Origin of the sequence: Pedobacter psychrodurus (assembly GCF_004331735.1) — a bacterium.
GTDB lineage: Bacteria > Bacteroidota > Bacteroidia > Sphingobacteriales > Sphingobacteriaceae > Pedobacter > Pedobacter psychrodurus.
In genome coordinates, this window is sequence record NZ_SJSO01000019.1 from 63,906 (window position 1) to 75,411 (window position 11,506).

The 11,506-nt window shown below is 38.1% G+C and carries 11 protein-coding genes; 4 read left to right on the forward strand and 7 right to left on the reverse strand.

The features are described 5' to 3' along the window. Window positions 1-12: 12 nt before the first annotated feature. Entirely contained in the window at window positions 13-909 is an 897-nt protein-coding gene (locus EZ456_RS19250; protein WP_131532955.1) for an EamA family transporter, read from the reverse strand. Window positions 910-1,032: 123 nt separating this feature from the next. After that, a complete protein-coding gene (locus EZ456_RS19255) occupies window positions 1,033-1,749 on the reverse strand; it encodes a pyridoxine 5'-phosphate synthase (protein WP_131532957.1) in 717 nt (238 codons plus the stop codon). A gap of 83 nt (window positions 1,750-1,832) precedes the next feature. Between EZ456_RS19255 and EZ456_RS19260 the strand changes: the two genes are divergently transcribed. The 3 genes from EZ456_RS19260 (at window position 1,833) to EZ456_RS19270 (ending at window position 5,129) form a co-directional block, all read left to right on the forward strand. Then, complete coding sequence (locus EZ456_RS19260) at window positions 1,833-3,473, forward strand: ArnT family glycosyltransferase (RefSeq protein WP_131532959.1); 1,641 nt, start codon at window positions 1,833-1,835, stop codon at window positions 3,471-3,473. Window position 3,474: 1 nt separating this feature from the next. Then, on the forward strand, window positions 3,475-3,855 hold the full coding sequence (locus EZ456_RS19265) for a GtrA family protein (RefSeq protein ID WP_131532961.1): 381 nt from the start codon (window positions 3,475-3,477) through the stop codon (window positions 3,853-3,855). A gap of 293 nt (window positions 3,856-4,148) precedes the next feature. Beyond that, on the forward strand, window positions 4,149-5,129 hold the full coding sequence (locus tag EZ456_RS19270) for a polysaccharide deacetylase family protein (RefSeq protein WP_131532963.1): 981 nt from the start codon (window positions 4,149-4,151) through the stop codon (window positions 5,127-5,129). A 142-nt stretch (window positions 5,130-5,271) separates the two neighbouring features. On the opposite strand, the gene EZ456_RS19275 is transcribed toward EZ456_RS19270, so the two are convergent. Both EZ456_RS19275 and ahcY read right to left on the reverse strand, forming a co-directional pair. After that, window positions 5,272-5,613, reverse strand: coding sequence for a DUF6370 family protein (locus tag EZ456_RS19275; RefSeq protein ID WP_131532965.1), 342 nt, complete (start codon window positions 5,611-5,613; stop codon window positions 5,272-5,274). Between the two features lie 304 nt (window positions 5,614-5,917). Continuing rightward, window positions 5,918-7,234: an adenosylhomocysteinase gene (gene ahcY, locus EZ456_RS19280; RefSeq protein ID WP_131532967.1), complete on the reverse strand. Its 1,317-nt coding sequence runs from the start codon at window positions 7,232-7,234 to the stop codon at window positions 5,918-5,920. Between the two features lie 377 nt (window positions 7,235-7,611). Between ahcY and EZ456_RS19285 the strand changes: the two genes are divergently transcribed. Beyond that, complete coding sequence (locus tag EZ456_RS19285; protein WP_131532969.1) at window positions 7,612-8,040, forward strand: CBS domain-containing protein; 429 nt, start codon at window positions 7,612-7,614, stop codon at window positions 8,038-8,040. 113 nt (window positions 8,041-8,153) lie between these two features. On the opposite strand, the gene EZ456_RS19290 is transcribed toward EZ456_RS19285, so the two are convergent. The 3 genes from EZ456_RS19290 to EZ456_RS19300 all read right to left on the reverse strand — a co-directional run bounded on the left by EZ456_RS19290 (window position 8,154) and on the right by EZ456_RS19300 (window position 11,472). Next, the gene (locus EZ456_RS19290; RefSeq protein WP_131532971.1) at window positions 8,154-8,543 is read right to left on the reverse strand and encodes a bactofilin family protein; all 390 of its coding nucleotides are present in this window, start codon (window positions 8,541-8,543) and stop codon (window positions 8,154-8,156) included. Window positions 8,544-8,547: 4 nt separating this feature from the next. Beyond that, on the reverse strand, window positions 8,548-9,384 hold the full coding sequence (locus EZ456_RS19295) for a M23 family metallopeptidase (RefSeq protein ID WP_131532973.1): 837 nt from the start codon (window positions 9,382-9,384) through the stop codon (window positions 8,548-8,550). Between the two features lie 639 nt (window positions 9,385-10,023). Further along, window positions 10,024-11,472: a M28 family peptidase gene (locus EZ456_RS19300; RefSeq protein ID WP_131532975.1), complete on the reverse strand. Its 1,449-nt coding sequence runs from the start codon at window positions 11,470-11,472 to the stop codon at window positions 10,024-10,026. Window positions 11,473-11,506: the final 34 nt, after the last annotated feature.

The following is an 11,506-nucleotide window of genomic DNA, read 5'->3' on the forward strand; positions in this document are numbered from 1 at the left end:
CCCTCCACCTTTCTACCGTCCACCTTTTTTCAAATATTTCAAATTAGGCAAAACCATTGCCGATAAAATTACCACAACGCCTACCCATCTTAAAAACGACACCTGTTCTTGTAAAACAAAGCCAGCCATCATCACAGCAACAGGCAATTCTGCAGCACTCAATATAGAACTAATAGCCGTGCCGATTCTGGGAACACCTTCGGCATAAAACAAGGGCGGAATAACTGTACCGAAAACGGAAATAATCAACCCCCATTTTAATAAACTTCCATTTAAAGCACCGTTAAATAAAAATGTTGGCGGGAAAATAATAAAGATCAAGATACAGGCACCGGTAATCATCAAGGCACTTTTTTGTAATGGAGCATATTCATTTCCAATTCTACCACTCAGTAATAAAAAGCCCGCATAACATATTGCAGCCAATAATCCAAAACCTATCCCTTTTAAATCCATACTTTCGATACTTGTTTCTGCCATTCCGCTGGCTAAAACTGTTCCGCCTAAAACCAATAAAATGGCCAAAAGCTGTAAGCCTGTAGGTTTCTTTTTAAAAATGAGGTATTCCATTAAAATGCTCATCCATATAAATTGCATCAACAGAATAATAGCCACTGAGTTAGGCACAAGCTTTACACATTGATAGTAAAAAATACTTACCAAGCCTGTACACGTCCCGGCCAGCACCATTTTCCACCAAGGGGTTTTAATGATGATTGTTTTGGCTTTATAACCAGCCGTTCTGCTATGAAAGAAAAATAGCACCCATAAAATTACGGCACCAAAGAAAGCCTGAGCACCTGTAACATCACCCAAAGTATAACCTTCGTGATAAGCCAGTTTAACAAAAGTAGAGAGGATACCAAAACTACAGGCACCAAAAAAAACAAGGAGGGTTCCTTTTAACATATATTTCGTTGTTTAACCGCTAAGGGCGCTAAGTGTTTGCAGAGAACCGCAAAGCATGATTAGAATGCGCCCAACTTTGCGTTTCTTTGCGTCATCTTTCTTTGCAGTCTTTGCGGTTAAAAACTAAGCCAATTGTTGTAAATATTTCTGGATGGTAGTTTCCAGACCCAGATAAAGTGCATCACTAATTAGTGCATGACCGATAGAAACTTCTAATAAACCCGGGATACTCTGCGCAAAATAATGCAGGTTGTGTAAGTCGAGATCGTGCCCGGCATTAATTCCCAAGCCTAATTTGTTGGCGTGATGTGCTGCAGCAATGTAACTCACTACTGCTTTTTCACGATCGGCAAAATAGTTATATGCATAAGCTTCGGTATATAGTTCAATCCGATCTGTTCCGGTTTCTACAGCACCTTCAACCATATCAACAACAGGATCTACAAAAATAGAAACACGGATACCTTCATTCTGGAAAACGGAAACCATCTCTTTCAGGTAATCTTTATGTTTAATGGTATCCCAACCATGATTTGATGTAATCTGACCTTCGGCATCAGGCACCAGCGTAACCTGAGCAGGTTTGTTGGCCAAAACCAGATCAACAAATTTATCTTCCCTACAATTTCCTTCAATATTAAATTCAGTAGCAATAACAGCCTTTAAATCATAAACATCCTGATAACGGATGTGGCGTTCATCAGGGCGTGGATGCACGGTAATTCCCTGCGCACCGAAACGTTCGCAATCTAATGCAACCTTAACCAGATCAGGATTATTACCTCCGCGACTGTTGCGAAGTGTAGCAATTTTATTGATATTAACCGATAATTTTGTCATGAAGCAAAGATAAGGCTTTGCCTTTGTTAATCTTAAACCTTAAAAAAATTTGACTTTTTTTTGCTCATATTTGCTTCTTATAAATGAACTTAAAAGACACAACCCTATATAAATTCTTGCTCGTTTTACTTGCAATTGCAAGTATACCAGCACTTTTTGGCGGCGTGATGGAGCCCGATGGAGCATTGTATGCATCCATGTCTAAAAACATCATTCTTTTTAAAGACTGGTTTAACCTTTACGGTCGCGGGGCCGATTGGCTGGATAAACCCCACCTCACTTTTTGGATTTCTGCAGCTTCTTTTAAAATTTTTGGCATTTCATCCTTTGCCTTTAAACTACCCTCATTTCTATTCGGTTTACTGGGTGCCGGCTATTTATACCGATTAGCGAAAGATATATATGATGAAAAAACTGGATTAATCAGTGCAGTTATTTTTCTGAGCGCCTTACACATCATCACCTCTACCTTTGATGTGAGGGCCGAAATTTACATTACCACTTTCACATTAGCATCTATTTACCATTATTATAAAGCACATCAAAACTCTTTCTGGCACATTGTAGCAGGCTCATTTTTTGCGGCCTGTGCGATATTGATCAAAGGAATTTTTGTATTAATTCCTGTATTTGCAGGCTTTATTATCTATTGGTTGTTTACAAAACAGTATAAGCAACTTATAAAACCAAAATGGTATATCGCTATCCTTTTAATTTTTGTTTTCATTACCCCTGAGCTGTATTCGCTTTACACACAATTCGATCTGCATCCTGAAAAAATTGTTTTCGACAGGACAGGTGTTTCGGGCTTAAAATTTTTCTTTTGGGATAGCCAGTTTGGAAGGTTCTTTAATAATGGGCCGATTAAAGGCAAAGGGGATATTTCGTTCTTCTTGCATACCACCCTTTGGGCATTTCTTCCTTGGTCTGTATTATTTTATACAGCAGTTTTAAATCTGTTTAAAAAGAAAAATAGAATTGCTTTAGCTCCTGAAAGTATTATGATCTGGGCAAGCGCCGCGGTTACTTTTCTGATCTTTTCGCTTTCTAAATTTCAGTTGCCACATTATATCCTGATCATCTTTCCTCAGTTTTCGATCATCACAGCCTTGTACTTAAGGAAGCTTAGCAGCAAAGGTTTAAAAACCTTCTTTTTCATCCAGAACATCATCTTCATTTTGGTTATTGCCTTACTTTCTGCATTAGCCTTTTTCTTTGGATGCGAAAACCCATATTTAATTATCGGGATTCTGATTGTTATTCTTGTTATCTCTTTCTTATTATTTAAAGGTGTCCTATTAGAAACCATCATTGCCAGAAGTGCATTTTTATCGGTCGGATTAATGATATTCCTCTTCGTCTTCTTCTACCCTGCAATTTTAAAATATCAATCGGGTATGCAGGCAGGTAATTGGTTAAAGCAAAATTATCCTACTGCTAAACCTGCAGTATTAAACTATATAGATGCTTTCTCTTTTGATTTTTATGCCCCTGGAGAGGTAAAATATTTTCATAATTATACCGATCTCGACAAATCAAAAAACCTAAAAGACTTGGTTATATACATTCCAGAACAGGAATTGGCAAAACTGAAAAGCGAATACCATGCTGAAATTCTAAAATCGTTTGAATATTTTCATACCACGAAACTGACGGGTAAATTTTTAAATGAGAAAACACGTCCTCAGGTTTTAGAGCATTTTTATTTGGTTAAAATACATTGACATGGATTTATTTTTCCGCATCTTAAAATTTGGATTAACGGGTTTCCTCGGAATGGCGATAGATTTTGGTGCAACCTGGTTGTGTAAGGAGAAAATCAAAATAAACAAATACATTGCCAATGCCACTGGGTTTACTTTGGCGGTAACCAATAATTATCTGATTAACCGGGTTTGGACTTTCGAAAGCACCAATAGCCATTGGGGGACAGAATTTGGCAAGTTTTTAGTAGTGAGTTTAATTGGTTTAGGGCTAAACACCTTTATCATTTACTTGTTCCATCAAAGGAAAAATGGAACCAATTTTTATGTAGCCAAATTCTTCGCGATTGTAATAGTCTTTGTTTGGAATTTCCTCGCGAATATGCTTTTTACATTCAGATAGGTTTCTTAACCATTAAGGGATTAAGAACATTAAGAGAAATCAGCACGACGGTGGCTTTATGCAAATTGCACGGACTAATGAACCAATGACCAGTGAACAAATGAACCAATTTAAGTGACGTTTTTGCCGATAACATAGAAGACAACAAGCCATATTAATCCTTTAATCAGGAAGAATAAAAAACCAACTAGCCCCACCCGCTTAAACCATAATTTTACTTTCTCTTTGTTCATGGCGATGTTTGTAAAGATAATGGATTTGGCTTAAATTAGAAAGATTTTAAATAAGGAAATATGAAGTTATCTAAATCTTTGCTCCTCACTTTTTTTTATATCTGCTTTTTCAGCTTTAGAATTTTCGCGCAGAATTTTGATGATGTTAAACGTTACAAGGTTAATTTTGCCATAGCCGCCCGCACTAATGAAAAACTGATTGCAGTTAGAAGTTTCACCTCAAATAATCAAAAATATTTATTGCTGGTGAATCCTGAAACTTTAGATACCAAAGTAGATCTGTCCAGTAATTATACCACAAGCGGCTTACAATTCCAAAATGTATTGGCGATTTTCAAAAACACGGCCTATGTTAAATCAATAGAAGCCGCGGCAGCTAAAGATTTGCAGCTTCAAAATGCAGGGATTGATCATGCTATCCCAAACGAAAAGGGAATTACCTTAACGATCGATCTTTGTCCATCGCATAGGGCTTTAGACAGGATTATTTTTCAATCTGTTTTTGATGAATTTAAAAAGATAGAGCAGCCTGCGCCACTCGCGGTTTCTGTTTCAGGCATATGGATGTTAAAGCATCAGGATGATTTAAACTGGCTGAAAAGTCTCGTAGAGAAAAAGGAACTGGACATCACTTGGGTAAACCATACTTATAACCACGAAGTAAATAAACTACCCTTAGCCGAAAACTTTCTATTAGCTCCTGGAACTAATTTGGATATAGAGGTATTGGAGACCGAAAAATTGATGCTCAAAAACGGTTTAACACCATCTGTATTTTTCCGTTTCCCTGGACTGGTATCTGATCAAGCAATTGTAGAGAAAATTGAAGCCTATGGATTAATCCCGGTTGGAAGTGATGCATGGCTAGCCAAAGGACAACAACCAAATGCAGGCAGCATCGTACTGATTCACGGCAATGGGAATGAAGAAATCGGTGTGAAAGATTTCATCCAGTTATTAAAAACCAAACAGGCCGATGTAAAGAGCAAACAATGGTTGCTTTTCGATTTAAGGCAGGGCTTGGAAAAGGAGTTTGAATAACCTCGTGTTTTTTAACCGCAAAGAACACAAAGAAAAGGCGCTGAGGGCACAGCGTATCTTAAATTGATCTAACCACAAAGACACGAAGAACACAAAGGTTTTATTTTTCTTTGTGACCTTTGTGCCTTGGTGGTAAATAATCCTACTTCTTAACCGGCAATAATTTTATTTCTTTCGCCTTAAAACGGTTGTTTACAATTTCGCCGGTAACTTCTGCTTTACTTACGGCATTGCAAAAACCATGTTCGCCATGGGCATCTCCAAAATCATCAATATTTTTTCCATCAACAAAATAAGGTTTGCCATCTATTTTCACTGCTAACTCGCAATCTTTACCTTTCATTTTAAACTGGCATTCACCACAGGCAATATCTACAGTTTGTTTAGTGATTACTCTTGCTGTTTCAGCTTTTTTAGGAGCGGTTTGAGCATTTGCAGAAACTGTAAATACACCAAGAATTAGTGCAAATATTATTTTTTTCATTTCTTTTCTTTTTTCAAATGTAAGTTTTCAAGTGCAAAAGGAGTACAATTCTCTGTAAAATAAACCTGATGGGAACGAGCATCCCGATTTTTCTATCGGGATAAAGTGTACAGCAGGACTGAAACCTCCAAAGAATTACTGAACCAACGTTTTCCAAAAAAAAAACAGGAAACTCACCTAAACTTTAGTGACACCCCGCCTTACAGGCACCCTCCGATAAATCGGAGGGAATAAAAAAGGGATATGCAATTTGCACATCCCTCTTAATAATATCGACTCCAGACTCTCGACTGAAGACTCAGGACTAATACCTGTATGTATCTGCTTTGAACGGACCTTCTACCGGTACACCGATATAATCAGCCTGGTGTTGATCTAAAACATCTAATTCTACACCGATTTTTTCTAAGTGTAAACGGGCAACTTTTTCATCTAAATGTTTAGGCAAAGTATAAACTTTGTTTTCGTAAGCTGCAGTGTTAGTCCAAAGTTCTAACTGAGCCAAAGTTTGGTTCGTAAATGAGTTACTCATTACAAAACTTGGGTGACCAGTTGCGCAACCTAAGTTAACCAAACGACCTTCGGCCAAGATGATTACATCTTTACCATCAATGGTATATTTATCAACCTGAGGTTTAATTTCAACTTTAGTATCGCCATAAGCACCGTTTAACCAGGCCATGTCGATTTCGTTATCGAAGTGACCGATGTTACAAACAATCGCTTTATCTTTTAATGCTCTGAAGTGTTGTTCGCGAACGATATCACAGTTACCTGTAGTGGTTACCACGATATCTGCTTCTTTAATTGCAGTAGCTAATTTTTTAACTTCATAACCTTCCATTGCAGCCTGCAAAGCACAGATCGGATCAATTTCGGTAACGATAACACGTACACCTTGTGAGCTTAACGATTCTGCAGAACCTTTACCCACATCGCCATAACCACAAACCACAGCCACTTTACCAGCCATCATTACATCAGTTGCACGACGGATCGCATCTACCAATGACTCACGACATCCGTATTTGTTATCGAATTTAGATTTGGTAACCGAATCATTAACGTTAATTGCAGGAGTATGCAATGTTCCGTTTTTCATTCTTTCGTACAAACGGTGAACACCTGTTGTAGTTTCTTCTGATAATCCTTTAATTGCTGCAATTAGCTCAGGATATTTATCAAAAACCATGTTGGTTAAATCGCCACCATCATCCAAAATCATGTTTAATGGTTGTTGCTCCGGACCAAAGTGTAAAGTTTGCTCAATACACCAATCAAATTCTTCTTCGTTTAAGCCTTTCCAAGCATAAACCTGAATACCAGCAGCAGCAATTGCAGCCGCAGCGTGATCCTGCGTAGAGAAAATATTGCAAGATGACCAGGTAACTTCAGCACCCAGTGCAGTTAGTGTTTCGATTAATACAGCCGTTTGGATGGTCATGTGCAGGCAACCTGCAATACGCGCACCTTTTAACGGTTGTGTTGGACCGAATTCTTTACGTAAACTCATTAAACCTGGCATTTCTGCTTCGGCTAATCCGATTTCTTTACGGCCCCATTCTGCCAGTGAAATGTCCTTAACTTTGTAAGGGATATAAGTTGTCTCTACTGATGACATAATTATTTGTTTTTAAATGTGATGCAAAGTTACGGCATAGCTTTGTCAAACCCAAATAATTAACAGCACAAGCGGGTTTACAGATTGTAAAATCTCTTAGAAATTATAGTAAGAATCTCATTCCTTAGCAGGAACGTACATTAAAGAGATAATGCTTGATTTGAAAAGCAAAACCAGCAGTTCTTAGGTCAGGTTCAGCCCTGCCATACACTATAGCTCCGATGAATCCCGATGTAAAATCGGGACGGAGGCTGCCGTTCCTGTCAGGTTTAGATTACATAAAACTGTGCTGCGCTTGTAAAGCTGAGAACAATCCAAAATAAAACTTTGATTTACAGCTAATTATTTCTTAAATTGTTATAACCAAATTAACAGTTATGAAAAGCGTAAAACAATTATTAGATACCAAGCAGGTACGAATTATCACGGTATCAGAAAATGTTTCTGTTTTAGATGCCTTAAAAATAATGACAGAAAAGAACATCAGCGCAGTATTGGTCATGGAAAACGATCGGCTACACGGTATTTTTACGGAGCGTGATTATGCACGAAAAATCATCCTTCAGGGTAAATCATCAAAAGACACCTTGATTAAAGAAGCAATGACGGCCAATCCAATCACCATTAACTTAAGCGACAGTATCGATTATTGCATGGAGCTGATGACAGATAAACACATCCGCCATTTACCAGTTGTAGAAAACGACGAAGTAAAAGGAATGGTTTCGATCGGTGATGTGGTAAAGTTTATTATTGCAGATCAGAAACAGACCATTTCGCAGTTGGAAAGCTATATTAGTGGGTAGTGCTGATGTTGGATAATGTATCACCAATGTGTGGATAAGTAAATCATTCCTCTTATTGAAGGCTATATTGGTGCATAATTTTGGTTGGTAAGACACCTACCAATAGATGAGCCCTAGGCTTTTACGGCCACTTTATCTTCTGTCTTACCCGATTGGTGCATTTCCAGTTTGCCATTGTACTGTGCGCCCAGTTCAATTTCAATGGCCTCTGTTTTAATGTCGCCATTAACCCTGCCTGTCTTTTTTATTTCAAGGTTTTGAGCTTTCACATTTCCGTTAACGGTTCCATAAATAATGGCAGACCCTGTTTGAATATCGCCCTTAATCATCCCTTTTTCACCTAAAACAATACCACCTTCAACATTTACATTGCCAATTACAGTTCCATCGATCCTTACTACAGCTTTTCCTTTTAGTTCGCCTGTGATGGTAAAGCCAAGGCCAATTAGGGTTGAAATTTCTTGCTGATTCAAGTCTTTAATTTGATTGTTTTTTTTGAACATGTTCTTACAGGGTTAAAAAGGATCTTGGGTTTATAACTTTACCATTTTTATGCACTTCATAATGTAAATGAGGGCCGGTTGATCGCCCGGTTGAACCCGCTTTGCCAATGTTGTTGCCAGCAATAACATCCTCATCAACCTTTACCAAAATTTTAGAAAGGTGACCGTAGTAGGTTTCAAAACCATTACCGTGTTTAATTACGATACAATTGCCATAACCACCACGCCTTCCTGCAAAAACCACCTTGCCGTTCGCTGTACATTTAACAATGTCGCCATAATTGGCCCTGATATCGAGTCCTTTATGTGTCTCCACATTTTCACCACTAAAAGGATTTTCTCGATGCCCATATCCGGATGTGATTGTGCCTAAATGTGGGTAACCCATTGGGGTGTAAGCTACGTTGTAGGCAATTTTACTCAGGTAGTTATCGTAAAATTCGCCAATCTCCTCAGCCGATAAAATATCATCACTTTGCTCTCCACCTTCATTGCCGGTTAAAATTGGCTTTAGTCCTCTCGCTTTTAGGTATTTATTGATGGTGAGCAGTTTTTTATCTATCGATTGATAGTGTTTTTTAAGCGAAGAAGTATCGATAACAGATAATTTGTCTTTACTTTTTAAAAGTGCCATTTCGAGTTTACCCTTGGCGATTTCGATGCTGGAGTTACTTCTGATGAGGTAAAATATACTTGCAATGAGGATTAAAAACAGGCCAAGAACACCTAGAATATACTTTTTCCAGTGTATTACATAAGCTGTTGGAACTTGGATGGGCTTGCTTGAATTTTGATTTTTATTTACAAAAATTACGGTTGTTTTGTTCCGTTTTCTGTTCATTTTTACTCAGATTTTTTGTTTGGGACTAAAACAAATATATGATTAACAAGCACATAGTCAAAAACAAAGTTGAAGTTTAACACTTACAGGAATAAAAAATAATAGCATATTAACATCCAATTACCTCCCACTATATGGCTTATGCTGGTTTAAATATGGGCATGTAACATTTAAGTGTAGTTTCAATGTGGCACGTAAGCTCAGTAGAAATGACGATTCACATAAAGCACTAAATTTCATCATTTCCAAGGTTAATATTGCATAAAATCAATATAAATGACATGATTTTAAGGGGATGAATAGCCTCGAGGTATCGTTGCGAAGCCGATTTTTCATCGGATGAGGCAATCTTACAGCGATCGCTAATAGCGTGCGCTTTAAGATTGCTTCGTTCCTAGCAATGACGATTTCTCTACCGGAATCTATCAACGTTAGCGAATGCACCGAAGCCAAGAAAATCCTAAAAAAAGTTTAATTAAAGATTCCTCCTCCGAAGGAGTTCCTTTGGAACGCTACGGTCGAAATGACGATCTACCGAATGACAGACTAAACTAATAAGATAGCTTATAGAAATCTGTGCAATCCTAACATCAGTGTAATCAACCCGTAAGAAAAAAGATAAGAAAATCTATGAAATTATTATTTCCACCTCCACTCGCCAGCAATGCTTAAAGGTTCTTTTAGGTTCTGCGATTCTAAGAAAGCCCTTAGCTCCTCTTCACCCTGAACACCTACCGGAATTTTTGATGTGTTGGCCAAAGCGTAGGTTAACATTGCACTATAACGCACCGTATTTTTCAGTTCCTGCTCGTCAACCAGTTTAAAACTATCGCCATCTGAGTGATAAAAAGGACCGGAGTTATTTGGCAGTTTACCACCAAAACCACCGCCGGTAGGAATCCCCTCTAACATAAACGGCTGATGATCGCTATGCAAACCTGCACCAGCATTAAACAAGTTTTTAAAACCGGTATCAATCTTCACAATATCAGCTCCCCACGAGGTAAACAGATCCTTCATTTCTGATCTTGATGTAGAGAAACCTTTAGGGTCGTTGGTCATATCGTAGTTCAACATAAACTTAACCTGGTTTAATGTTTGGTCTTTCTTAGCCTGATCGATGTAGGCTTTAGAGCCTAACAAACCTTGCTCCTCACCCATAAACAGCACAAACTCTACGGTACGTTTGGTTTTTAAGTTCAGTTTTTTAAAGGTACGTGCCATATCCATAATGGCGAAAGAACCTATTCCATTGTCGATTGCACCGGTTGCTAAATCCCAACTATCTAAATGTCCACCGACCACAATTTTATCTTTAGGCCATTCTGTCCCTTTAAAAGTAGCCACTACGTTTCTAGCTTTGATTAAACCAGAGAAATTGGTCATGGAAATGTGCGCGATCTGCGGGCGTGATTTAATTTTTTCTTTCAGTGCGGTACCATCTTCTAAGCCAATACAAATTGCAGGGATAGGAATCAATTTACCCGTTACCGAAGCTGTTCCGGTTAAAAGTACGCCATCTTTTACGGTGTTGATAATGATTACACCTATTACACCATATTTTGTTGCAATAGCGGTTTTCTCTGATCGGTGCAACGATTTGGTTCCTGCCGGAGAACCTGGCAATACACCTAGATAAATTAGGGCAATTTTACCTTTAAACTTCTCCGGACTGGCCTGATAGTCTGCTTCAAGTCCATTACCAGCATCTACAATATCGCCAGTAACATCTGCACTTACTGGCGAATGTGCTAAAGTAACAGCCTTCATTTTAGTCAGACTGTTTTTATCAGTACCAATTTCTACACTGATTGTTTTTCTTGCCCAACTTTCTACTTCGAAAGGTTGAAACTTCACTTCACAACCGTAAGATTTTAATAAATCGAAAGCATACTGCTCTGCTTTTGCTCCGTTTGTAGAACCTGTTAAACGATGACCGATAGTTTCGGTTTCATATTTAAGTGTTTGATAAGCTTTTGAATTTTGCTGTACATCGGTATTGATCTTGGCAAAAACATCACCGAATTTATCCTGGGCATTTACAAATAAAGTGGTACAAAGAAGCGCTGCAGAGAAAAGATATTTCATTAGAGTTAGTTTATCTGCTGAAAGTACAAATTTT

Excerpts from the sequence above, each read along its gene's own strand:
- EZ456_RS19275 (WP_131532965.1), bottom strand. The coding sequence starts at position 5,613 with ATGAAAAAAATAATATTTGCACTAATTCTTGGTGTATTTACAGTTTCT.
- EZ456_RS19250 (WP_131532955.1), bottom strand. The coding sequence starts at position 909 with ATGTTAAAAGGAACCCTCCTTGTTTTTTTTGGTGCCTGTAGTTTTGGT.
- ahcY (WP_131532967.1), bottom strand. The coding sequence starts at position 7,234 with ATGTCATCAGTAGAGACAACTTATATCCCTTACAAAGTTAAGGACATT.
- EZ456_RS19260 (WP_131532959.1), top strand. The coding sequence starts at position 1,833 with ATGAACTTAAAAGACACAACCCTATATAAATTCTTGCTCGTTTTACTT.
- EZ456_RS19290 (WP_131532971.1), bottom strand. The coding sequence starts at position 8,543 with ATGTTCAAAAAAAACAATCAAATTAAAGACTTGAATCAGCAAGAAATT.
- EZ456_RS19270 (WP_131532963.1), top strand. The coding sequence starts at position 4,149 with ATGAAGTTATCTAAATCTTTGCTCCTCACTTTTTTTTATATCTGCTTT.
- EZ456_RS19255 (WP_131532957.1), bottom strand. The coding sequence starts at position 1,749 with ATGACAAAATTATCGGTTAATATCAATAAAATTGCTACACTTCGCAAC.
- EZ456_RS19265 (WP_131532961.1), top strand. The coding sequence starts at position 3,475 with ATGGATTTATTTTTCCGCATCTTAAAATTTGGATTAACGGGTTTCCTC.
- EZ456_RS19285 (WP_131532969.1), top strand. The coding sequence starts at position 7,612 with ATGAAAAGCGTAAAACAATTATTAGATACCAAGCAGGTACGAATTATC.
- EZ456_RS19295 (WP_131532973.1), bottom strand. The coding sequence starts at position 9,384 with ATGAACAGAAAACGGAACAAAACAACCGTAATTTTTGTAAATAAAAAT.
- EZ456_RS19300 (WP_131532975.1), bottom strand. The coding sequence starts at position 11,472 with ATGAAATATCTTTTCTCTGCAGCGCTTCTTTGTACCACTTTATTTGTA.